Consider the following 23,514-nt stretch of genomic DNA (forward strand, 5'->3'; position numbering starts at 1 on the left):
TTCGCCGCAAGGGGGCTTCCCCCTGCGGCACCCCCTGCGCGATCAGGACTTCGCGTCTTCCACGGCTTCCCGGTTCGTCACGATTTCGTCGATATGACCCCATTCCTTCGCCTCTTCGGGCGACATGAAGTTGTCACGGTCCAGCGCCTTTTCGACGGCCTTCTTGGTCTGGCCGGTGTGTTTCACGTAAATGTCATAGAGCCGGTCTTTGAGCTTTTGCGTTTCGGCGGCGTGGATCATGATGTCCGATGCCTGTCCCTGGTAGCCGCCCGAGGGCTGATGCACCATGATGCGGCTGTTGGGCAGGGAAAAGCGCATGCCCTTTTCGCCACCGGCCAGCAGAACCGAGCCCATCGACGCGGCCTGACCGATGCACAGCGTGCTGACCTTGGGCTTGATGTACTGCATGGTGTCGTAGATCGACAGACCCGAAGTCACCACGCCACCGGGCGAATTGATGTAGAGGCTGATTTCCTTGCTCGGGTTTTCGGCCTCGAGGTGCAGCAGCTGCGCCACGATCAGATGGCTCATCCCGTCGTGGATCGGACCGTTGATGAAAATGATCCGTTCCTTGAGCAAGCGCGAGAAAATGTCATAAGCCCGTTCGCCGCGGCTGGTCTGTTCGACCACCATGGGAACGAGGTTCATGTAGGTTTCAACTGGATCTCTCATATCGGCCTGCCTGCTGCTGTGTTTGAAGTGTCTAGCGTCTTGCGATTACCAGAGTCTTAGTGTCGGGCTTCGACCCCCGCAAGGGGCCGACATCAAATAGGGGTCCGCCGGGGCGCGCGCAAGCACCTGCCCCCTGTCGAACACGGTACTGCGATGTCGCATTTCGGCCCGGACAACAAGTCCGGGCCCGGCCTTTTGCAAGACCGGGCCCGGGCAGAGGGCGGCATGGCGTGTTACGTCCCTGTGCGGATCAGGGCGAAACGCTTTTGAGATACTCGGTCAAAGCCGTGATGTCCGCGTCCTTCTTCAGACCGGCAAACGACATCTTTGTGCCCTTCATCGCCTTTTTGGGATTGGCCAGAAACTCGGCCAGACGGGCTTCGTCCCAATGGCCGCCGGCCTTTTCCATCGCGCCGGAATAGCGGAAATCGTCCACAGCGCCGACGGCACGGCCGACAATGCCGTTGAGTTGCGGACCGGCCCGATTTCCGGCGTCCTTGCCAACCTGGTGGCAGGCCTTGCACTTGCGGAAAACCTTTTCGCCGGATGCGGCCAGATCCGGGTCGAACGATGCCTCGACCGGCGTGCTTTCCGTGGCTTGCGGGGTTGCTTCTTCAGATGCCGCCGCAGGAGCCGCCTGCGGGGCCGCGGCCTCGGTGGTTTCCTGTGGCGTCACGTCCAGAACCGTCGCCTTCATGGTGATCTCGACCAAGTCCTTGCAGTCCTGCATGCAGGGTTCTGCCCGCCATTGGCCATATTCGGTCTCGGCCCGGTCATCGAAGATGAAGCCGTCGGCATTTGGCATCTCGACTTCGCCAAACGATTCACGGCTCAGCACAAAGTCATCTTCGACCAGGAAATTGGAATAAAGGATGTAGGCGGTGATGGCATAGACTTCGTCCGCGCTCAGGCTCTGGGCATTGCCGAAGGGCATGGAGCGGTGGATATAGTCCCAGGTCGTGGACAGGTACGGCCAGTAGGACCCCACGGTCTTGACCGGGTCCACATTGGCAAGCGTGCCGTCGCCGCCCGCGAGCATCGGCCAGTTGCCCAGTCCTTCGGCAAATTCTCCGTGGCAGACGGCGCAGCTTTCAGAGAAAATCTGCTCGCCCTCTTCGACCGACCCCGAACCGGCCGGCAGGCCGGTCCCATCCGGTGCGACATCCAGATCCCAGGCCGCGATCTCGTCCGGGGCGGCCGCGCGGCCCAGGCCGTATTGTCCGGCCTGGGCCGACGCCGCGATCATCGTGCCCGCCAGTGCGATGCAGAGTGTTTTAGGAAACTTCGACATTTTCGGCCTCTCCTGTTGGCTTGACCCACCAGGTCTGAATGCAGTTGTTGTGGTAGACCGAGTTCAACCCGCGCACTTCGCGCAGTTGCGCCTTGGTCGGCTGGACATACCCGGTTTCGTCAACCGCGCGCGATTGCAGCAGCATCTCGGTGCCGTCCCAATCGGTGTCGAGGTAGAAACGGGTCAGCGCCTTGTTCTCACCCTCGCGGGCCAGACGCGCGGTTTCCCAGGTCTTGCCGCCATCCTTGCTGACATCGACACGGGTGATGCGCCCGTGCCCCGACCAGGCAAGCCCGGTGATCACCAGCGGCCCGGGGCCGTGGGTGATCGGCGCCTGCGGGCTGGGTGCGGTCACCACCGATTTGGCATCCATCACCCAGGTGAATTTGCGCGCGGTGCCATCGGCCAGAACATCGGTGTACTTGCTGGTTTCCTCGCGGCTTTCGACCGGCTGGTTCATCACCTCGATACGGCGCAGCCATTTGACCCAGAGGTTGCCTTCCCAGCCCGGCACCACAAGCCGCACCGGATAGCCATGTTCCTTGCGCAGCGCCTCGCCATTGGCCTTGAAGGCGACGATCACGTCGTCCAGAGCCTTTTCCATCGGGATCGAGCGGCCATTCGACGAGGCATCGGCCCCTTCGACATAGATCCACTTGGCCGAAACGTCGTAGCCCGCCTCTTCCAGCAGGGTGCGCAGCGGCACGCCGGTGTATTCCATGTTATGGATCATGCCGTGGGTGAACTGCGCGCCGTTGAGCTGCGCACCGGCCCATTCCATGCCGGTGTTCGCCGCACATTCCAGGAAATAGACATGGTTTTCGCGCGGAAAGCGTTCGAGATCCTCATAGGTGAACACCAGTGGCTGGTCCACCAGACCGTTGATCATCAGCCGGTAGTCCGGCTTGGCCAGTTCGATGGCGCCAGAGTGGTGCCGCTCGAAGCCGCACCCCTGTGGCGTGATGGTGCCGTCCAGCGCATGGATCGGCGTGAAGTTGATCGAGCTGATCGTATCCGCGGTGAGCCACGGCACGTTGCGCCGGACCACATCGGATTCAAACCGGATCGGCAGGCCATAGGGGGTCTCATCGACCGGGTCGCCGAAGCCCTGAGCCCAGGGCTGTACCTCGGTGATCAGCGGATCACCCGCCCGCGCCATGCCCGCCCCGGCAAGAGTACCGCCCGCCGCCAGCGACCCCTTCAGGAAGGCCCGGCGCGAGGCGGTTTTGTGAGTGGTGTCAGATGTCATATCCTGCCTCCGTCATATCAACACATTCGCCTATGTGAATGAAATTGCCAAATTTTTTAGCGCGGCGCGCGGGGCACTAGGCCCCGACCACCGTCACGCTGGTGTTTTCCGTAGGTGACACCGTGCCCAACTTGCGGATGTGGCTTTCGACCACATCCCAGATCGGCGGGCCTTCGGTGCCTTCGTTGACGCTGGCCCAGCCTGCCACGACATAGTTGCGCGCAGGGTCGATCGCCTCGCCGGTGGCGAGCAGGGTCATGTCGGTGATCCGCTGGCCCTGCGGCTTGGTGACGTCGATGCGGTATCCCATGCCACCAACCCGCACCATATCTCCGCCCTGCTGGTAGAACGGGTCCGGGTTGAACAGGTTGTCGGCCACGTCCTCCATCACCACCTTGAGGAATTCGCCGGTCATTTCGGTGCGGTAGGCGTTGGGATAGGTCATCGAGGTGACGTTCCAGATGTCTTCGCGGGTGATGTCCTGCCCGGGCAGGATCGACGGCCCCCAGCGCACACCGGGGGACAGGGCGATCTCGGCCTCGCGCTCGGACAACAGGGCGTCGCAGATCACATCGTCCCAGGAGCCGTTGAAGTTGCCGCGCCGGTACAGCAGGCTGCCCGCGGTGCCGATCACTTCGGCCATCTCTGCCGCGTAAGGCGCGCGCTGTTCGTCGATCAACCTGGTCATTTCCGGGTCCGGCGCGATCACGTCCGAAAAGATCGGGATCAGTTTGTGGCGAAACCCCATCATCCGCCCGTCGCGCACATCCAGATCGACGCGGGACACGAACTTGCCGTTGGAGCCGGAGGCGACAATGATCGTCTCACCCACCAGCACCGGTTCGGGCAGCGCGTCATGGGTATGCCCCGACAGGATCACGTCGATGCCGGTGACCACGCCGGCCATCTTCTTGTCGACGTCAAAGCCGTTGTGGCTGAGCAAGACCACCAGTTCGGCCCCCTGCCCGCGGACCTCGTCCACCATTTCCTGCATGTGCTGGTCGCGGATGCCGAACGAATATTCCGGGAACATCCAGCCGGGATTGGCGATGGGCATGTAGGGAAAGGCCTGACCGATCACGGCGATCTTGACCCCGCCGCGCTCAAAGAACTTGTAGGGCTTGAACGCCTCGGCCGGTTCGTCCCATTCCGCGTCAAAGATGTTCTGACCGAGGGCGGCAAAGGGCAGTCCCGCGACAATCTCGTTCACCCGTTCGGAACCCAGGGTGAATTCCCAGTGGAAGGTCATGGCGTCAGGCTTCAGCCCGTTCATGGCATTGACCATGTCCTGACCGGCCGTCTGATAGCAGGTGTAGGACCCGTGCCAGGTGTCGCCGCCGTCCAGCAGGATCGCATCCGGCCGCTCGGCGCGGATGGCGTTGACGACGGTGGCCACCCGGTCCAGACCGCCGACCCGGCCGTATTCCGAGGCAAGCGCCGAAAAGTCGTTGTAGCTCAGCGCATAGGCAGAGGGCGATCCGTCCTCGATGCCGTACAGCCTGCGGAAACCGGCGCCGGTCACATGCGGCACCTCGCCGCGATTCGCACCAACACCGATGTTGATCTCGGGTTCGCGGAAATACACCGGCTTCAGCTGCGCATGGATGTCGGTGATGTGGATCAGCGAGACATTTCCGAAGGTATCAAACTGCAGAAGCTGGTCCTGCGTCAGCCGCTGCTGCGCGGCCAGACGCGACCAGTTTCCAAAGCCCGAGGCACCGACCAGGGCGGAGGCGGCCATGGAGACCTGCATGAAGTCGCGTCTTGATATCATCGCGTGACCTTTCAAGATTTACATATTCGCATATTTGCATGAATTGGCGGTGAAGGACCCCGCGTCAGTTGTCTGACGCGGGGTCAACCTTAGTTGCGGACGCTGGGCGCCTCGACACTCAGACCGTTGCCGCGCGACGCGACATACAGCTCGAGCGCCACAAACTCGGGGCTGCCCGGCTTGAAGGTTTCGGCGCGGGTGTCGCGGATACACCCCTTGAACCGGTCATGCGACGCGTTCAGCTTGGTGTTCTTCAGGCGGTAGACCGGAAAGCCGTTGATCTGGCCCTGGCTCAGGTGATCGGCGCGGATGTAGTTGCCATAGTTGTCCTCGTGGCAGTTCGCGCAGGACAGCTCGAGCTGGCCGTAGCGCGTGTAATACATCTCCTTGCCCTGTTCCCACATCGACTGGGCCGGGCCGTCGATCGCAACGTCGACCGGCATCCCGCGCGAGGCCACCGAAATCAGCGCTTCCATCGCCGTCATGTCGCCCGACGTGTAGCCGTATGCGTCGGCATCCAGATTGTCGGTGCGGCAGGCGTTGATCTGCATCGCCAGGGTGCGAACTTCTTCGGCCTCGCCATTCCACTTGGGATAGGTCGCGCGCACGCCCTTCATGCTTTCCATGACATCGCCGTGACAGGTCGCGCAGGACTTGCCCGCCTCGCCCTCGACAGTGTTCCAGACTTCCTGCGCCGCATCGACGGCGAGGAAGGCGGGGTTGTCGAAATCATCCATCTGCGTTGCCTGGGTGTCCACTTCGCGAAAGCGCCACCCGGAATAGATTTCGGACAGCCCCTCGAGGTGAGCCGGCGCCGCCGCCTGTGTGGTAATCTCGATGTCGCCATTGACGACCAACTGGTTTTCGTCCGGATCAGCCCAGCCGCCGGTTGCCACGGCAATCAGCCCGGCTGCCAGAGCGGTTGTTGTTCTTTTCAGCATCTTATCCCTCCCTTGTGAGGCGCCGGGCCGTTTTCAGGCCCGGTCGCAGACCTGCTCAGCCGACGGTGATCGGCTTGCTGTCTTCATAGACATCGCCGTCGTCATCATACCACGTGAACTTGAACTCGCCGGTTTCCGGCACGGTGGCCTGGAATTCGACATAGGGGTTGGTCGAGATCGCAGGTTCCAGCGTCATGTCGAGGACGCTCTGGCCGTTGAACTCGCAGGTAAAGCGGTTGATGATCGAGCGTGGGATCTTGTTGCCGTCGCTGTCCTTGCGCTGGCCGGATTCCATCTGGTGGCTGATCAGCGTCTTGATTGTGATCACCTCTCCGGCCGAAGCCGAGCCGGGAACCTTGACGCGGGGTTTTACACCTGTTGCCATTTCTTGAACTCCTTAACTCAGCCGCCGCAGCCGCCGATGGTGACTTTGACCGTCTTGCTGGTGCGCGCAAAGGTGCCGTCGCCCAGCTGCGCAATGGCGATGACCTCCTGCGTGCCGGCAAGACGAATGCGGGTGCTCGCGGTCTGGCTGCCTGCCAGAGGGCCAAAGCCGAACTTTGCCACCGGCGGTGTCGGGTTTCCGGCCGCCAGCAACAGGATGGCCGAAGCCCCCGGCGCGCTGACCTCGATCGGTACGGTGTTGCCGTTTTCGGCAATCTCGGGCGCGTTCAGCTCGACACCCGCATCGGCCATCTCGGCCCCGCCGGTGAACTCGGCGATCAGGTCGTCGACCGCCGCCGCATTTGCGCGGAACGGCAGAAAGCTCAGCAGTGCGGCGCCGGCCCCCAGTGCCAGAGTCTCACGTCGTGTGAAATCCATTGTCATCTCCTTGTCTCGTGAGCGTTGCCTACTGCGCCTTCAGCGTCGTCAGGAACGCCACAACATCCTCGATCTGCTGGGCGCTGAGCAGCGGCTCCAGCTCGCCCGTGGGCGCTTTGCCGGTGAACCCGTCACCCGGGCGGATAAAACCGGTGGTCTTGTAGAACGACGGCATCATCGTGCCCTCGTAAGTCTTTTTGGCATCGGCCACGATTCCACGCAGCTCTGCTTCGTTCCAGCGGTCGGCAACGCCGTCCAGCGGCGGACCGACCTCGCCCTGAAACGCGGCGTCGAGTGACGAAATCTTGTGACAGGCGACACAGTTGCCCATCGATCGGGTCGAAGCCACCTTGGCTCCGGCTTCGGCATCGCCGCCCGTGCCGCTCAGCGACGCCTCGATGGCACCGTCTTCTGTATAGGTCACGTCGCCGGGGGCGACTGGGTTGGCATAAGCCACGCCCGCCGCCAGCGTTGTGGCCAGAGTGAGTGTTGTAAGCCTCATGGTCCCTCCCTGGGCTGTCCGATTTCTTGTCGTATCGGCCTGTTGTGCAGCCTAGGCTACCACCGGCCCCAGACGCAAGACAAATTCACAAAAGTGAATAATTGCGTGTGTTCAGTCGGTCCTGCCGTTGTCGCGTTCCTGAATCATTCTGGCATGGTATCGCTGGAAATCTTCTTCGGATTCAAGCTCATATCTCTTTTCGTTCACCCAGGTGAACATGTCCAGCGTGGTTCCCGGGCCAAAGGCGCCGGGCATCACCGCGACCGAGGCCTCTGCCGCCGACTCGGATTCGGCAACCTCCTCGGGCAGGAACATGATGGTCGGCGTGAACATCACCCGCCACTTGCGCGCCGCTGCCTTTTCGCTCAGCACCTCGCCGTCCAGATCCGTGACTTCGGTGTCCCCGTGCAGGTTCAACTGCACGACAAAATAGTTCTCGTCGATGTAGCCCCCGATTTCCGGTCGCGGAAAGACTTCTTCGTGCATCTTGGTGCAGTAGACGCAGCCGCGCTGTTCAAAGAACAGAACCAGGCGTTTGCCCTCGGCATTCGCCTCGGCCAGATCCTCGCGCAGGTCCTTGAAGGTGTCGCGCATCCACTCGGTCTTGTGCAGACCGTCGTCCCCCAGCTCCGCCGCCCAGACCGGCAGCGCCACCAGCGCCGCCGCGGCGGCCATAAACATCCGTGTCATGATTTCCCCCTTTCAGTCCGCAGTGTTCAGCCCAGCGATGTGAAGCCCGGAAACCACCGGATCATCGCATTGGCAATCAGATTCACGCTGTTGGTCGCAATCAGGATAGCAAAGACGATCAGCATCACACCCATCACCTTTTCGGCATATGCCAGTGCCCCGCGGTGACGCGCGCTCCAGCGCAGGAACGGCCCCGAGAACAATGCCGCGACAATGAACGGCGCGGTCATGCCCAGTCCATAGACCATGAGAAGCAGCCCACCGCGCCAGATGTCGCCCATGCCGGAGGCGATCATCAGGATGGATGCCAGCGCCGGGCCGACGCAGGGGGTCCAGCCGAAGCCAAAGGCCAGCCCCATGACATATGCGCCCAGCACCGTGGTCGGCTCGGCCGTGCTTTCGATCCGCGCCTCGCGGTACAGCAGCGGCACCCGGATCACACCAAGGAAGTGCAGGCCAAATACCGCCAGCACCGCCGCAGCCAGGTAACTTAGCGGCTGGCGCCAGTCGGCAAAGGCCTGTCCCAGCGCGGTGGCCCCCATGCCCATCAGCACGAAGATCGTGGTAACGCCAAGGGCAAAGAACACCGCCGACAGGACAAGCCGCCGCTGCGCGCCCGGCGCGATCCCGGTGTCGCTGCGCAGCTCCGACATCGACAACCCGGCCATGTAGCACAGGTAAAACGGCACCATCGGCAGGATACAGGGTGTAAAAAAGCTGAGAATGCCTGCAAAAGCGGCACCGGCAAACGACATATCCAGCATTTGTGGCGCCAATCCTTGATCAATTCACATATTCAGATTACGTTGTGCGATCAGGATACGTCAATCGGGATACAACATTTTGACACGAATGATCGCTAGCATCGCGGCGACTGTCGCGCTCTGGGCTCAGGCTGCCTTGGCAGATCCTGTTCTGGTCATGGTCGAACAGCCGGGCTGTGTTTACTGCGCGATGTGGGATGAAGTTATTGCCCCGATCTACCCCAAGACCGCTGAGGGACAATTCGCCCCCCTTGTGCGGGCCGATCTGCGGGCAGGCCCGCCCGCTGACATGGTCTACGCCCGTGCGGTGACGTTTACCCCGACCTTCATTCTGGTCGACGACGGCACCGAACTGGCCCGCATCGAAGGTTATCCGGGCGAAGATTTTTTCTGGGCCCTGCTGGGCCATTTGCTGCAGTCACACACAGAATTTGCGCCCGAGGCGTCCTGATGCATCGGGCAAACTTCACCACGCAACTTATAGAGACCAAACAGGATTCCGCGATATGACCCTGCCCGTCCTAAGCAATGACATGTCCGAGGCGGAATTTGACCGTATTGCGGACAAGGCCAGCAACGCGGCCGCCTTTCTCAAGGCGATCAGCCACGAGGGGCGGCTGATGATCCTGTGCCATCTGGTCACCGGCGAGAAATCCGTCACCGAACTGGAAGACCTGCTGTCGGCGCGCCAGGCTGCTGTCTCGCAGCAGCTGTCGCGGTTGCGGCTCGAAGGTCTGGTGGTGCCCCGCCGGGACGGCAAGGCAATCTATTACCGGCTGGCCGACGATCGCCCGCGCAAGATGCTGGAATGTGTCTACGAACTGTTCTGCAAGGACGACTGAGACCGCACGCATTTCACTTGCAGACATTTGAATACGTCTACATAATCGGCCTTCACTGCACGTCAGGTCAGGGAGGAAGGACCAGACATGCTCGGCATGACATATGAACATCTGGCCGTTGCCGGAGTGGGCCTGTTTGGCGGCCTGCTGCTGGGGCTGGCCGCGCGGCTGGGGCGCTTTTGCAGTCTCGGCGCGATCGAGGATATGCTGTATGGCGGCTCGACGGTACGGATGCGGCTCTGGGGAGTGGCAATCGGCGTCGCGGTTCTGGGCTCCTTCGGACTGATCGCGGCGGGTTGGCTGGACGTTTCGACCACGCCCTATCTGGGCGCCCGCTGGCAGCCGCTGGCCTCTGTCTTTGGCGGGGTGATGTTCGGCTATGGCATGGCGCTGGCCGGCAACTGCGGTTTTGGCGCGCTGGCCCGCCTCGGTGGCGGCGATCTGCGCAGCTTTGTCATCGTTCTGGTCATGGGCGTCACCGCCTATACCGTGCTCAGCGGGCCGGTTGCGCCGTTGCGCCATGCGCTGTTTCCCCAGGTTGCCACTACCGGTGAAGTGCCGCCCGGCCTGGCCCATCTGATCGGCGTCGGGACCGGTCTGCCCGCCGCCTGGATCGGGATGGCCCTGGGCTTGATGATTCTGGCTGCCGCCCTTGCGTCCCGCCCGCTCTGGCAGAAACCACACCAGGTGGTCTGGGCCGCGCTGGTGGGTGTGGCTGTGATCTCGGGCTGGCTGGGGACAGCACATATCGGCGCCACCGGCTTCGAGGCGCTGCCGGTCACCTCGCACAGCTTTGCCGCGCCGGTGGGCGAAACCATCCTGTGGTTCATGTCCGGCAGCGCCCGCCCCCTCAGCTTTGCGGTGGGATCGGTGGCCGGGGTCTGGACCGGGGCCTTCCTCGGATCGCTGTACAAAGGGCATTTCCGCTGGGAAGCCTGCGAAGACCCGCGCGAGTTGCGCCGCCAGATCTTTGGCGCCGTGCTGATGGGCACCGGCGCGGTGATCGCCATGGGCTGCACCGTGGGTCAGGGCCTCAGCGCGTTTTCCCTGCTGGCCTACAGCGCCCCGGTGACCTCTGCGGCGATCTTTGCCGGTGCGGCCATCGGACTGCGCCAGCTGATCGAAGGATTTCAGCCAGCCGCGTGACGGCGCCCGCCCTACCGATACAAGAGCGACTGACCGTCCGCGAAAATGTGCACCTTTTCCGGCACGGCGCCCAGCTTGACCTGCTTGCCGCGCAGATCCGCATGGATGCCGGGCAGCTTGCCGATCACCGGCTCGCCCCCCGCGACCTTGTCAAAGTACAACAGCGTGACCTCGCCCAACGCCTCGGTGATGTTCACCTTGCCTTCAAAGATATACGTCGCGCCCTCGGCCACTTCGAGGAAATCCTCGGGACGCACGCCGACGTTGACCTTGCGGCCCATGTCTGCCTGCGTGGTCGGATAATGCGAGACCGCCATGCCACCGCCGTCCATGCGGACCGTTGTCTGCTGGCCGGTCCGGACCACTTCGCCGGGCAGCAGGTTCATCGCCGGAGAGCCGATGAACTGGGCCACGAATTCGCCATTGGGGCGTTCGTACAGTTCCAGCGGCGCGCCGACCTGCGCGATGCCCTTGTTGGCCAGAACCACGATCCGCGTCGCCAGCGTCATCGCCTCGACCTGGTCATGGGTGACGTAGATCATCGTGCTGTCGGGCATCGATTCCTTGAGCTGGGCAATCTCGATCCGGGTGGCCACGCGCAGCGCCGCGTCCAGGTTCGACAATGGTTCGTCGAACAGGTAGACCTTGGGGTCGCGCACGATCGACCGGCCAATCGCCACCCGCTGACGCTGACCGCCTGACAGCGCCTTGGGCAGACGATCGAGGTACGGGTCCAGTTGCAGGATCTTGGCAGCTTTGGACACCGCCCTGTCGATCTCTTCCGGCGACTTCTTGGCGATCTTGAGCGCAAAGCTCATGTTGTCGCGCACCGTCATGTGCGGATACAGCGCATAGGACTGGAACACCATCGCGATGCCGCGCTGTGCGGGCGGGACGTTGTTGACCACCTGTCCGTCGATCTCAAGCGTGCCGTCAGTGATCTTTTCCAGTCCCGCGATCATCCGCAACAGGGTGGACTTGCCACAGCCGGATGGTCCGACAAAGACAACAAGTTCACCCTGCTTGATGTCCAGGTTGATGTCCTTCAGCACGTTGATCGTGCCACCGTATGTCTTTGCGACGTCGGTGAGTTTCAGGTTGGCCATGCGGTCCCCTCCCCAAGGATCAATGGTATGTTACGGGACCCGGACCGACAGCGCAGGCTGCCAGGGTCCAAGGTGAAGATTTCCGTCGGGTGCCGCGCCCGCGCTGCCCAGATCGGCCCCGATCTGGCGCCAGTTGCCTTCGGGCATCGCCATCGACGCCGGGTCGGGGCTGAGATTGAAGGCGCAGAAAATACGTTCGTCACCGTGGGTGCGGACAAAATGCAGGATGCTGCCCTCGGTGCCCAGATCGCGGATATCGCCTTTGGCAAGCGCTGTGTGGGCGCGCCGGAACGCCACCGCACGGCGATAATGGTGCAGGATCGCCGCCGGATCCTGTTCCTGGGTGCTGACGGCGCGATTCAGGTGGTCATGGCTGACCGGCAGCCAGGGGTGGCCCTGCGAAAAGCCGCCATTCTGATGCCCCGGTTCCCAGACCATCGGCGTGCGACAGCCATCGCGGCCCTTGAACGCCGGCCAGAAACGCTTGCCATAGGGGTCCTGCAAATCCTCAAAGGCGACCTCGGCCTCGGGCAGCGCCAGTTCCTCGCCCTGGTAGAGGCACACCGACCCGCGCAGGCACATCAGCAGCGTCGAAAAACACCGCGCCGCGCCATCCGACAGCTTCCAGCGCGACACATGGCGCGGCACATCGTGGTTGGAAAACGCCCAGCACACCCAGCCGTCCGCCGCGACCTCGGCGATCTTGTTCATCACCTCGGTGATATAGTCCGGGGTCGGCACCTTGTCCGACAGCAGTTCAAAGGCATAGGACATATGCATGAGATCATCGCCGGTCGTGTATTCGCCCAGAATTTCCAGCCCGCGCTGGTCATCGCCGACTTCCCCCACCGCCGCCGCATTGTACTGGTTCAACAGCGCGCGGAACTTGCGCAGAAACGCCAGGTTCTCCGGCTGCGTCTTGTCGTACAGGTGGTTCTGCCAGGTGTAGGGATTCACCGCCGGGGCAGTGATCGGATTGCGCTTTTCCGGCGGCAGGGCCGGATTGTCGCGCAGTTGCGCGTCGTGGACATAAAAGTTGATGGTATCCAGCCGAAAGCCGTCCACACCCCGGTCAAGCCAGAACCGCGCGGTGTTCAGCAGCGATTCCTGTACCTCGGGTTCGTGAAAGTTCAGATCCGGCTGTTCGGTCAGAAAGTTGTGCAGGTAGTACTGGCAGCGCGACGGCTCCCATTGCCAGGCGCTGCCGCCAAAGATCGACAGCCAGTTGTTGGGCGGTGTGCCATCGGGCTTGGCATCTGCCCAGACATACCAGTTGGCATAGGCGTTGTCCTTGCTCTGGCGGCTTTCCCTGAACCACTGGTGGTCTTCGGAACTGTGTGACAGCACCAGGTCGATCAGCACCTTGAGCCCGAGCCGGTGCGCCGTCTGGACCAGGATGTCGAAATCCGCCAGGGTGCCGAACATCGGATCGACATCGCAGTAATCGGACACGTCGTAGCCGAAGTCCTTCATCGGCGACTTGAAAAACGGCGAAATCCAGATTGCATCGACGCCCAGCGAGGCGACATGCGGCAGCCGCTGGGCGATGCCCAGCAGGTCGCCGATGCCGTCACCGTTGCTGTCTTGAAAGCTGCGGGGATAGATCTGGTAGATGACCGCGCCGCGCCACCAGTCGCTGTCCCGGGTTGCGGAAGGCACGAGGCGGTCTGCCTGTTGGTTCATGTCAGTGGTCTTTCGAATTCTAGGGGGTTACTTGACAGAGCCGGCCAGAAGGCCGCGCACCAGATATTTCTGCATTGCAAAAAAGACGAACAGCGGCACCGCGATCGAGATGAACGCCGCCGCCGCGAGGATGCCCCAGTCGCCGCCGCGCGAGCCCAGCAGGTCGTCGGCGATCTTGACCGTCATCACCCAGGATTCGGAATTCGAGGGCAGGAACACCTTGGCGACCAGCAGGTCGTTCCAGGTCCAGAGGAACTGGAAAATGGCAAAGGACGCCAGGGCGGGAAACGACAGCGGCAGGACGATCTTGGTAAAGACCTGAAAGTCGGTGGCGCCATCGACCTTGGCGGATTCGATGATGTCCCGCGGCAGGCCGACCATGTAATTGCGCAACAGATAGATCGCGAGCGGCAGGCCGAACCCGGTATGGGCAAGCCAGATACCCAGAAAGCTCTGCCCGATCCCGACCTTGTTGTGCAGTTGCAGCAGCGGCACCAGCGCCAGTTGCAGCGGCACCACCAGCAGCCCCACCACCATGGCGATGAGAAAGCCCCTGCCCCTGAAATCCATCCACGCCAGCGCATAGGCGGCAAAGGCCGCGATCAGGATCGGGATGATGGTCGCGGGGATCGTCACGGTCAGCGTGTTGATGAAGGCCCGGTCCATATTGTCCGAGGTCAGGATCTGTTCATAGTTCCCCAGCCCGAAATCCGGCGGGGCCGCGGCGGTGACATACAGTGTCGGCGCGCGGCTGATGTCACTGTCCTGCATCCAGGTGAAATCGCCATTGGCCGCAACGGTGAGCGCACGGTCGATGTGGAAGCCGGTGACCGGGCGGTTCTTGTCATCGGTTTCAGGAGCAGCGGGAGCGCCGTCGGCGGGCCAGGAGGTTTCAAAGTTTTCCTCGTCGGTGGTGCCGTCGGCCTCGCTCACCACCAGCTTGAGGCGGCCGTAGGTTTCGCCCGGCTTGGCGATGCCCGGATCGCGGCCGGTGATGCCAAAGCCCGACACCTTGCCCGAGCCCGTGTCGAACACATTGCCGGAGAACAGGTAAAGATCGCCGTCCCGGGTGACCCCGGTCGGTTCGGGCTGGATGCGGAACGCCTGTTCGACCGGGAACATCGACGCCCACCAGCCGGTTTCCGAAATCTGTTCGCGGTCGCGGAACGACGACACCAGCAGTCCGACGGTCGGGATCAGCCACAGCACCACCAGCAGAATCACCGAGATGTTGGTGACGATGGAGAGCGAGGTCTTTTGTCCGGCAATATTGTCCATGTCAGTCGCCTCAGTTCATCTCTTTCCGCGCCTGGCGGATGTTCCAGATCATCACCGGCAGCACGATCAGCATGATGACAAAGGCCACGGCGGTGGCACGTCCATCATCCCGGAACATGTAGTCCATCATGTAGGACGGCAGGATCTCGGTGTTGAAATTGCCGCCGGTCATGGCGTAGACGATGTCAAAGACCTTGAGCACCAGAATGGTGATGGTGGTCCAGACCACGACGATGGTGCCCATGATCTGCGGTACCTTGATCTTGAAGAAGATCTGGAACGGGTTGGCGCCGTCGATGATCGCCGCCTCGACGGTTTCCTCGGGAATGCCGCGCAGCGCCGCGGACAGGATCACCATGGCAAAGCCGGTCTGGATCCAGATCAGGATGACCATCAGGAAGAAATTGTTCCAGAACGGGATTTGCAGCGGGTCGATGGGTGCGGCGCCGAACGCGTCGCGGATGGCGTTGATGATGCCGATGTCGGGGTCATTGGCGTAGACGAATTTCCAGATCAGCGAGGCGCCGACAAACGAGATCGCCATCGGCATGAAGATCAGGGATTTGGCGAAATTCCCCCAGCGCAGCTTGTCCGTCAGCTGCGCCACCAGCAGTCCGAGAAACGTGGCGCCCGCCGGAACGACAAGCGCCCAGAGGATGTTGTTGTAGACCGCGGTCCGGAACCCATCTTCGGCGAACATGGTCGCATAGTTGCCAAAACCGATGAAGGTTTCGCCCGAGCGATTGTAAAGCGAGCGGACGAACGAGCCGACCACCGGGTACACTAGGTACAGGCCCAGTGCGAACATCGCCGGGAACAGGAACAGCCAGGGGCGCACCATCGTTGCCCGGTTGATGTTGCGCCCGTGATCGTCACTGCGGGGCGGAAAGATCACCTTGTCCAGGATCAGGTTGGAGGCAAAGAAATACCCGACGCATCCGCCGACACCGATGATGATCGTGATGAGACCCTGAAGGATCGGGGACATGGCGTTTTCTCCCTGAAGACTGCTGTCCGCTGGTGCGCGAGATGACGCCGTGGCCTGCACTTGCCAGGCAACACGGTCAGGCCCCCGCGCCCGGTCAGGGGCGCGGGGTGTTTTCAGACGCTGCTCAGCGGATCGAGTCCCAGCGGGTCTGGATCGTCTTGGCCACTTCCGCGGCGGGAACGCCGGTTGTGTAATCCACCATGCCGGACCAGAACGCGCCCGCTCCGATCTCGGATGGCATCAGGTCGGAACCGTCAAAGCGGAAGGTCGAGGCCTCTTGCAGGATCTGGCCCTGTGCCCGCAGGCTGTCGTCGGAGTAGGCATCCAGGTTGACCCCGGCATGGGCCGTCAGGAACCCGCCCTGTGCCATCCAGAGTTCATGCGCCAGTGGCAGCTTGAGGAACTCGATCATCGCGTTGGTGGCTTCCGACGGTTTGGTGATCGCAAACAACGCACCGGCGCCCAGAACCGGCTTGCCAAGATCCTTGTCGGCATAGGACGGGAAGTAGAAGAAATCGACGTCCTTGCCGACCTCGGTGCCCTCGGGGAAAAACGCCGGGATAAACGACGCTTGACGGTGCATGTAGCATTCAGCCGGGATGGTGAAGAGACCGGCCGGGCTGTCGCGGAAGTCGGTGGTGGCCACGTTGGACGCGCCGCCCTGCACGAAATCGTCGTTCAGCGCGAACCAGCCGAACTCCTCGATCGCGGCCACGACCTTGGGGTCATCGAACTTCATTTCGTTGGTGACCCACTTGTCGTAATCCTCGGGGGATTGCGTGCGCAGCATCATCTCTTCGACCCAGTCGGTTGCGGGCCACCCGGTTGCCGCCCCCGAGCCCAGACCGATGCACCACGGCGTGCCACCGTCATCGACGATCTGCTGCGTGAGCTCCTTGAGCTCCTCCATCGTTTCCGGGATGTCATATCCGGCTTCGTCAAAGGCGATCGGCGAATACCAGACCAGCGATTTCACATCGACGCGGTAGAACAGGCCATACAGGGCGTCGTTGCCGTCCTTGTCCGCGTAGGTGCCCAGATCGACCCAGGACTGACCGGCGGCAAAGTTGTCGCGGACCCATTCGGTGGTGCCCTCGGCCAGCGGCGTCAGCAGACCCTGCCGGGCCATGTCGGCGGCCAGCCCCGGCTGCGGAAACGCCGCGAGATTGGGCGCAGACCCCGCGCGGGACGAGATCACGATGTCCTGCTCGAAGCTGTCCGAGCCGGAATAGGCGACAGTCGCACCGGTGGCCGCTTCGAAATAGTCAAAGACCTTGTCGACCTTTTCCTTCTCGTTGCCGGTCCATGCGCCGGTGATCTCGACCGTCTGGCCGCTCAGGTCGGTGCTGTCGGCAAAGCTGTTGTAGCTGTCCCAGGTAAAGGCGCCCTCGCCCACCGGAAAGGCCAGATGCGCGTCGGCAAGGACCCCGCCAGCGGTCAGCGCCAGCGCAGCCGCGCTCACGTATAAAGTGTGTTTCATGTACATCATCCTCCCTGGTGCATCTCAGCGGAAAGTGGCGCCTCACCGCAAGACTTAATTCCAAGCACTGTTTTCCAAAGCGCTTTGATAGCCGCAAGCTGTCGCAGTTACCCCGATGAGTCAATCTGAATCCGGCACGGAATCCAACAATCGTTGCTGCATCGCAGAGAAAGCGGGGACTCTTCGCCTCTTTCCCTTCAGGACGGCTTGTGACAAACCTGACTTGGATTGAAAGCGCTTTGAGGGCGGCGGCGATGAACCTGAAGCAACTGGCGGAACACCTCGGGCTGAGCCAGACAACCGTGAGCCGGGCGCTGAACGGGTACCCGGAAGTGCGCGAAGCCACACGCAAGCGGGTGCAGGACGCCGCGCGCGAATTCAACTATGCCCCCAATGTCCGGGCCAAGGGGTTGGCCACCGGGCGCGCCATGTCGATCGGCCATGTGATTCCGGTGTCAAAGAAGCATGAGATCGTGAACCCGGTGTTTGCCGATTTCATAACCGGATCCTCCGAAGTCTATTCCAAGGCAGGCTACGATCTGGTGATCAGTCTGGTCGAGGACGGCGATCAGGAACAGCGTTACCGCGAGCTGCACGCCAAGGGCAATGTCGACGGGCTGATCGTACACGGACCGATGCGCGTCGACAGCCGGATCGAGTTCCTGGCAGAGCTGGGCATGCCGTTTGTGGTGCACGGCCGGGCATCGGACATCGGCTCGGATTACGCCTGGATCGACATGAACAACCGCCGCGCCTTTCACCGTGCCGCCACGTTGCTGATCGAACTGGGTCACCGCCGCATCGGGCTGATCAACGGCATCGAAGCGATGGATTTCGCCTACCGGCGCCGGCAGGGGTATGCCGGGGCGCTGGAGGACTGCGGCATCCCCTGCGACCCGGACCTGCTCTTTGCCGGCGAGATGACGGAAAACCTGGGGTTCTGCGCCATGCGCGACATGCTGCTGCTGGACGACCCGCCCACGGCGGTGCTGACCTCGTCGATCATCATCGCGCTTGGCGTCCGCCATGCCATGGACGATGCCGGTCTGGTCCTGGGGCGTGACGTGTCGCTGGTCAGCCATGACGACGATCTCAGCTATCTGCGCAACCGTGCGGACGTGCCGGTGTTCACCGCCACCCGGTCGCCGGTGCGCGAACATGGCGCGACCGCGGCCGAGATGCTGATACGGATGATCGAAAACCCCGGCCAGCCGCCGGAGCATGTGTTGCTCGAGGCGGATCTCATTCTCGGGCGGTCCACCGGCCCGGCCCCCCGGCCCGGTTGATGACGCAGATGACGAAAGGGTTCACCATGCAGCACAGGCGCAGCGATTTCCCCGAAGGGTTCGAGTTCGGCACCGCCACGTCGAGCTATCAGATCGAAGGGCACGGTTTTGGCGGTGCCGGTCCCACCCATTGGGACACCTTTGCCGCCACCCCGGGCAATGTGGTGCGGGCCGAGAACGGCGCGCGGGCCTGTGACCACTACCACCGATACGAAGCTGACCTTGACCTGGTGCAGGCGGCCGGTTTTGACTGCTACCGCTTTTCTACGTCCTGGGCCCGGGTCCTGCCCGAGGGACGCGGCACGCCGAACCCCGAAGGACTGGATTTCTACGACAGGCTGACGGACGCCATGCTGGAGCGCGGGATCAAACCCTGTGCGACGCTGTATCACTGGGAACTGCCGGCGCCGCTGGCCGACCTCGGGGGCTGGACCAACCGCGACATCGCCCTGTGGTTCGCCGACTTCACCGAGGTGATCATGGGCCGGATCGGCGACCGGATGCATTCCGTCGCGCCGATCAACGAGCCGTGGTGTGTTGCCTGGATCAGTCATTTCCTCGGCCTCCACGCACCGGGACTGCGCGACATCCGCGCCACTGCCCGTGCGATGCACCACGTGCTTCTGGCGCATGGCACGGCAATCCAGACCATGCGCGGCATGGGGATGAAAAATCTGGGGGCGGTGTTCAACATGGAATGGCCGCAGCCCGTCGACGACAGCCCCGAAGCCGCCGGTGCCGCCGCCACCTATGACGGCTATTACAACCGCTTCTATCTGGATGGCGTGTTCAAGGGCCGCTATCCCGACACCGTGCTGGCGGGGATGGAACAGCACCTGCCCCGCGGCTGGCAGAACGATTTCCCGGTCATCGACTCGGCCGTCGACTGGTGCGGCATCAACTATTATACCCGCAAGGTCATCGCCCCGAACGACGGACCCTGGCCGTCGCTGGACGAGGTAGAAGGCCCCCTGCCCAAGACTTTCATGGACTGGGAGATCTATCCCGAAGGCCTGTACCGGTTCCTCAAACGCACCGCCGCCGAATACACCGGCGACCTGCCGCTGATCGTGACCGAGAACGGGCTGGCCGCGCCGGACCTGCTGCAAAACGGCAGGGTCAGTGACCCGGGCCGCGTCGCATTCCTGGATCAGCACATGGCCGCGATCAAACGCGCCATCGACGAGGGCGTGCCGGTGGGCGGCTATTACATCTGGTCGCTGCTGGACAACTACGAATGGGCATTGGGCTATGAAAAGCGCTTCGGTCTGGTGCATGTGGACTTCGACAGCCTTGTGCGTACGCCCAAAGACTCGTACCACGCCCTCGCACGGGCACTGAAAGAGTAGAGCCATGGCCGATACAAAAGACATCATCGCCGTCGTCGCCGACATCGGCGGGACCAACACCCGCGTAGCGCTGACGCGAGGCACAGTGGTGCAGACCGACTCCATCCGCCGTTACCGCAACGCAGATCATGCCGGGCTGACCGAAGTGCTGGCGCAGTACCTGGACGCCCAGAGCGCCAGCCCGGACGCGGCCTGCGTTGCCATGGCGGGGCCGGTGCGCGACGGTGTCGGGCGTCTGACCAACCTCGACTGGACCGTTGACCGCGATGTCATCGCGCAGGCCACCCACGCCCGCACCGTTGCGGTGCTGAACGATCTTCAGGCCCAGGGCCATGCGCTCGATCATCTGACCACCGACAGCCTGACCCGTCTGATGCCGGGCCGGGCCGCCAGCGATCATGCCGCCAAGCTCGTCATCGGGGTCGGAACCGGCATGAACGCCGCTCCGGTGTTCCGTCTGGGCGGGCAGACGCTGGTGCCGCCGTCGGAATCCGGCCACATCACCCTGCCCCTGCAAACCGAGGAAGAACTGCGCCTGATGGCGTTCATCGCCCGCAAGCACGGCACCCCGGGTGTCGAAGATGTGCTGTCGGGGCGCGGGTTCGAACGGGTCTATGCCTGGCTCTGCGAAGAGGATGGCGGCGACGAGCCGCTGGACGCCAATACCATCATGCAGGCCGTCGGGACCGGCAGCAATCCGCGCGCCGACCGCGCCGTCGAAGTCTTTACCCGAATGCTGGGCCGGGTTGCGGGCAACCTCGCCCTGATCAACCTGCCGTTCGGCGGAATCTACCTCTGTGGCGGCGTCGCGCGGCACTTTGGTCCGCACCTGCTGGACAAGGGCTTTGCGCAGGCGTTTTGTGACAAGGGCCGGTTCTCCGACTTCATGAAGCAATTCCCGGTCCATCTTGTCACCGATGACTACGCCGCGCTGACCGGATCTGCCTGTCATCTCGCCGAAATCCTCGCACAAAACCGCCAATAGCCGCCGGATCCCGCTCAATTTGGCATCACTGCCGCGAAATTGCGCAAACTATCCGTGTGCAGAGTTGCATTTGCCGATTTGGCTCTATTGATAGCGATAACGGCCCCTAGGGTTTAAAAAAATCGGGACACACAGACATGAACATGGTCAGCCGCAATACCATCACGACCGACGAATTTCGCGCCTCCATCCTGCGCCATCTGACGTATGCGCTGGGCAAGGATGCCAGTCACGCCCAGGTCGAGGACTGGCGTATGGCCCTGTCCTTTGCGGTGCGCGACCAGATCGTCGACAGCTGGTTCGCGGCCACCCGCAAGACCTATGAGGCCGGCGCCAAGCGGGTCTATTACCTGTCGATGGAATTCCTCATCGGCCGCCTGCTGGAAGACGGCATCGTCAATCTGCGGCTGGTGGATCAGGCCCGCGACGCGCTGGCGTCACTGGGCCAGGATTTCGACACCGTGCTCGAAGACGAACCCGACGCAGCACTTGGCAACGGCGGCCTCGGCCGTCTGGCAGCCTGTTTCCTCGAATCCCTGTCGACCCTGGGCTGCCCGGCCTATGGCTACGGCATCCGCTATGAACACGGCCTGTTCCGGCAGTCCTTTTTCGAGGGGCGCCAGATGGAGGCCCCCGAAACCTGGCTGCTGCAGCGTCACGCTTGGGAATTCGAACGCCCCGAGTCGCGCTACCGCATCGGGTTTGGCGGCGAGGTGACCACCAAGGGCGGCAAATCCGTCTGGACCCCCGCCAGTGCCGTGGATGCCGAGGCCTACGACACCCCGGTCATCGGCTGGCAGGGTCGCTGGGCCAACACGCTGCGGCTTTGGTCGGCCAAGGCGTCGGACAGTGCCTTTGATCTGGACAGTTTCAACCGCGGCGACTTTTCGGCCGCGGCAGAGCCCGAGGCGCTGGCCCGCACGATTTCACGCGTGCTCTATCCCGACGACACCACCGAACAGGGCAAGGAACTGCGTCTCAAGCAGGAATATTTCCTGACCGGCGCGGCCCTTCAGGATATCCTGCGCCGGTTCGATTCAGAGCATGACGATCTGGCCAAACTGCCATCCAAAGTCGCAATCCAGATGAACGACACCCACCCGGCCATTGCCGGGCCGGAACTGGTGCGGATCCTGCATGACGAACGCGGCCTGCCCTTCAAGGACGCAATGCAGATGGCGCAGGCCTGCCTGAGCTACACCAATCACACACTTCTGCCCGAGGCTCTGGAAAGCTGGCCCGAGGCGCTGTTCGGGCGTCTGCTGCCGCGGCATCTGCAGATTGTCGACCGCATCGACGACGCCCATGCCAAGGCCAACCCGTCGCGCACGCTGTCGGCCCGGTCCGACCATCAGGTGAAGATGGGCGAGCTGTCGTTCATCATGGCGCACAAGGTCAACGGAGTCTCGGCGCTGCACACAGAGCTGATGAAGACCACGGTTTTCAGTGAATTCCACCGGCTGCATCCGGACCGGATCATCAACCAGACCAATGGCGTGACGCCGCGCCGCTGGCTGCTGTCGTGCAACCCGCGCCTGTCGGGGCTGATCACCGCCACCATCGGTGAAGGCTGGGCCGACGATCTGGAACTGCTCAGGGAGCTTGAGCCGCATGTCGCCGACGCGGCCTGGCTGGACAAATACGCCGCCGCCAAACGCGACAACAAGGCCGAACTGGCGAACTGGATGGCCGGGACGACCGGCTTCAACGTCGATCCGGATATGATGTTCGACGTCCAGATCAAGCGCCTGCACGAATACAAGCGTCAGCACCTGAACATACTCGAGGCGGTCGCGCTCTGGCAGGAAATCAAGGCCAATCCCACGGCGGACTGGACACCCCGGCTCAAGATCTTTGCCGGCAAGGCGGCGCCGGGATACTTCTTTGCCAAGGACATCATCCGCCTGATCAACGATGTTGCCAAGGTGCTGAACGCCGACGCTGAAACCCGCGACATGTTGCAGGTCGCCTTCCTGCCGAACTACAACGTGACGCTGGCCGAACGGTTGATACCGGCCGCGGACCTGTCCGAACAGATCTCGACCGCCGGAAAAGAGGCGTCGGGCACCGGCAACATGAAGTTCGCCCTGAACGGCGCCCTGACCGTCGGCACTCTGGACGGCGCCAATGTGGAAATCCGCGAACACGTCGGGGCGGAAAACTTCTTTCTGTTCGGCATGACCGCGGACAAGGTCGATGAACGCCGCGCGATCCGGGATCACGCCGCCCAGGCCATCGCCGCCGATCCGCGTCTTGCCGCGGCACTCAAGGCGATCCACGACGGTGTGTTCTCGCCGGATGAGCCCGCGCGCTACCACAACATCACCGAGAACCTGTCGGGACCGGACTACTTTCTGGTATCGTCGGATTTCACCGACTACTACCGCGCCCAACGCGAAGTCGATGCGGCCTTCAAGGACAAGTCGCACTGGATGACCATGGCGGCGCTGAACACCGCGCGTTCCGGGTGGTTCTCGTCTGACCGCACGATCACCGACTACATGGCTCAGATCTGGGACGCAAAAAGCCTGCGTGACAGCTGAGCGCGCAACGCCTGCGCTTCCCGGCCGGACTGGCGCCGGGAAGCCGCAGGTGCCCTGCATCCGCCCGGGCAGGAGCGGTCGCCTTACTGTGCTGGAACGGTGTCACTTTTTCGCCAAACCGAT

22 protein-coding genes are annotated in these 23,514 nt (G+C 62.7%); 7 read left to right on the forward strand and 15 right to left on the reverse strand.

The genetic code is table 11. The features are described 5' to 3' along the window. Nucleotides 1-42: 42 nt before the first annotated feature. The 10 genes from FOY53_RS03110 to FOY53_RS03155 all read right to left on the reverse strand — a co-directional run bounded on the left by FOY53_RS03110 (nt 43) and on the right by FOY53_RS03155 (nt 8,705). Complete coding sequence (locus FOY53_RS03110; protein WP_146585628.1) at nt 43-672, reverse strand: ATP-dependent Clp protease proteolytic subunit; 630 nt, start codon at nt 670-672, stop codon at nt 43-45. 250 nt (nt 673-922) lie between these two features. Then, nucleotides 923-1,963, reverse strand: coding sequence for a c-type cytochrome (locus tag FOY53_RS03115; protein WP_146585630.1), 1,041 nt, complete (start codon nt 1,961-1,963; stop codon nt 923-925). Then, a complete protein-coding gene (soxC, locus tag FOY53_RS03120) occupies nt 1,947-3,212 on the reverse strand; it encodes a sulfite dehydrogenase (RefSeq protein WP_146585632.1) in 1,266 nt (421 codons plus the stop codon). Before soxC ends, FOY53_RS03115 begins: the two co-directional genes overlap by 17 nt. Nucleotides 3,213-3,288: 76 nt before the next feature. Continuing rightward, on the reverse strand, nt 3,289-4,986 hold the full coding sequence (soxB, locus tag FOY53_RS03125) for a thiosulfohydrolase SoxB (protein ID WP_146585634.1): 1,698 nt from the start codon (nt 4,984-4,986) through the stop codon (nt 3,289-3,291). 89 nt (nt 4,987-5,075) lie between these two features. Continuing rightward, complete coding sequence (soxA, locus tag FOY53_RS03130; RefSeq protein WP_146585636.1) at nt 5,076-5,927, reverse strand: sulfur oxidation c-type cytochrome SoxA; 852 nt, start codon at nt 5,925-5,927, stop codon at nt 5,076-5,078. A 55-nt stretch (nt 5,928-5,982) separates the two neighbouring features. Further along, on the reverse strand, nt 5,983-6,312 hold the full coding sequence (soxZ, locus tag FOY53_RS03135) for a thiosulfate oxidation carrier complex protein SoxZ (RefSeq protein WP_146585638.1): 330 nt from the start codon (nt 6,310-6,312) through the stop codon (nt 5,983-5,985). A 17-nt stretch (nt 6,313-6,329) separates the two neighbouring features. Further along, nucleotides 6,330-6,749, reverse strand: coding sequence for a thiosulfate oxidation carrier protein SoxY (soxY, locus tag FOY53_RS03140; protein ID WP_146585640.1), 420 nt, complete (start codon nt 6,747-6,749; stop codon nt 6,330-6,332). A gap of 28 nt (nt 6,750-6,777) precedes the next feature. Continuing rightward, nucleotides 6,778-7,251, reverse strand: coding sequence for a sulfur oxidation c-type cytochrome SoxX (gene soxX / locus FOY53_RS03145; protein ID WP_146585642.1), 474 nt, complete (start codon nt 7,249-7,251; stop codon nt 6,778-6,780). Nucleotides 7,252-7,362: 111 nt separating this feature from the next. Next, the gene (locus FOY53_RS03150) at nt 7,363-7,941 is read right to left on the reverse strand and encodes a thioredoxin family protein (protein ID WP_146585644.1); all 579 of its coding nucleotides are present in this window, start codon (nt 7,939-7,941) and stop codon (nt 7,363-7,365) included. A gap of 26 nt (nt 7,942-7,967) precedes the next feature. After that, the gene (locus tag FOY53_RS03155) at nt 7,968-8,705 is read right to left on the reverse strand and encodes a cytochrome c biogenesis CcdA family protein (RefSeq protein WP_146585646.1); all 738 of its coding nucleotides are present in this window, start codon (nt 8,703-8,705) and stop codon (nt 7,968-7,970) included. 88 nt (nt 8,706-8,793) lie between these two features. Here FOY53_RS03155 and FOY53_RS03160 point away from each other — a divergent pair, with 88 nt between their 5' ends. From FOY53_RS03160 to FOY53_RS03170, 3 genes are all read left to right on the forward strand, one after another. Then, entirely contained in the window at nt 8,794-9,156 is a 363-nt protein-coding gene (locus tag FOY53_RS03160) for a thioredoxin family protein (protein WP_146585648.1), read from the forward strand. Nucleotides 9,157-9,211: 55 nt separating this feature from the next. Further along, nucleotides 9,212-9,547, forward strand: coding sequence for an ArsR/SmtB family transcription factor (locus FOY53_RS03165; RefSeq protein ID WP_146585650.1), 336 nt, complete (start codon nt 9,212-9,214; stop codon nt 9,545-9,547). Nucleotides 9,548-9,634: 87 nt separating this feature from the next. Next, nucleotides 9,635-10,693, forward strand: coding sequence for a YeeE/YedE family protein (locus FOY53_RS03170; protein WP_146585652.1), 1,059 nt, complete (start codon nt 9,635-9,637; stop codon nt 10,691-10,693). Nucleotides 10,694-10,704: 11 nt separating this feature from the next. Here the strand turns inward: FOY53_RS03170 and FOY53_RS03175 are convergent, their stop codons facing one another. The 5 genes from FOY53_RS03175 to FOY53_RS03195 form a co-directional block, all read right to left on the reverse strand. Beyond that, nucleotides 10,705-11,799 carry an ABC transporter ATP-binding protein gene (locus tag FOY53_RS03175; RefSeq protein ID WP_146585654.1) on the reverse strand — a complete coding sequence of 365 codons (1,095 nt, stop codon included), beginning with the start codon at nt 11,797-11,799 and terminating at the stop codon, nt 10,705-10,707. Nucleotides 11,800-11,829: 30 nt separating this feature from the next. Continuing rightward, nucleotides 11,830-13,482, reverse strand: a complete 1,653-nt coding sequence (locus FOY53_RS03180) for an alpha-glucosidase (RefSeq protein WP_146585656.1) — start codon at nt 13,480-13,482, stop codon at nt 11,830-11,832. Nucleotides 13,483-13,509: 27 nt separating this feature from the next. Next, complete coding sequence (locus tag FOY53_RS03185) at nt 13,510-14,760, reverse strand: carbohydrate ABC transporter permease (protein ID WP_146585658.1); 1,251 nt, start codon at nt 14,758-14,760, stop codon at nt 13,510-13,512. Between the two features lie 10 nt (nt 14,761-14,770). Next, entirely contained in the window at nt 14,771-15,748 is a 978-nt protein-coding gene (locus FOY53_RS03190) for a carbohydrate ABC transporter permease (protein ID WP_146585660.1), read from the reverse strand. A 124-nt stretch (nt 15,749-15,872) separates the two neighbouring features. Continuing rightward, nucleotides 15,873-17,228, reverse strand: a complete 1,356-nt coding sequence (locus tag FOY53_RS03195; RefSeq protein WP_146585662.1) for an ABC transporter substrate-binding protein — start codon at nt 17,226-17,228, stop codon at nt 15,873-15,875. A gap of 254 nt (nt 17,229-17,482) precedes the next feature. On the opposite strand from FOY53_RS03195, the gene FOY53_RS03200 reads away from it, so the two are divergent. The 4 genes from FOY53_RS03200 (at nt 17,483) to FOY53_RS03215 (ending at nt 23,391) form a co-directional block, all read left to right on the forward strand. After that, entirely contained in the window at nt 17,483-18,514 is a 1,032-nt protein-coding gene (locus tag FOY53_RS03200; protein ID WP_146585664.1) for a LacI family DNA-binding transcriptional regulator, read from the forward strand. Between the two features lie 26 nt (nt 18,515-18,540). Beyond that, nucleotides 18,541-19,863, forward strand: a complete 1,323-nt coding sequence (locus tag FOY53_RS03205) for a GH1 family beta-glucosidase (protein ID WP_146586079.1) — start codon at nt 18,541-18,543, stop codon at nt 19,861-19,863. 4 nt (nt 19,864-19,867) lie between these two features. Further along, the gene (locus tag FOY53_RS03210; RefSeq protein ID WP_146585666.1) at nt 19,868-20,848 is read left to right on the forward strand and encodes a glucokinase; all 981 of its coding nucleotides are present in this window, start codon (nt 19,868-19,870) and stop codon (nt 20,846-20,848) included. Between the two features lie 143 nt (nt 20,849-20,991). Then, on the forward strand, nt 20,992-23,391 hold the full coding sequence (locus FOY53_RS03215; RefSeq protein ID WP_146586081.1) for a glycogen/starch/alpha-glucan phosphorylase: 2,400 nt from the start codon (nt 20,992-20,994) through the stop codon (nt 23,389-23,391). Nucleotides 23,392-23,514 lie beyond the last annotated feature (123 nt).

Origin of the sequence: Puniceibacterium confluentis (assembly GCF_007923445.1) — a bacterium.
GTDB classification, from domain to species: Bacteria; Pseudomonadota; Alphaproteobacteria; order Rhodobacterales; family Rhodobacteraceae; genus Puniceibacterium; species Puniceibacterium confluentis.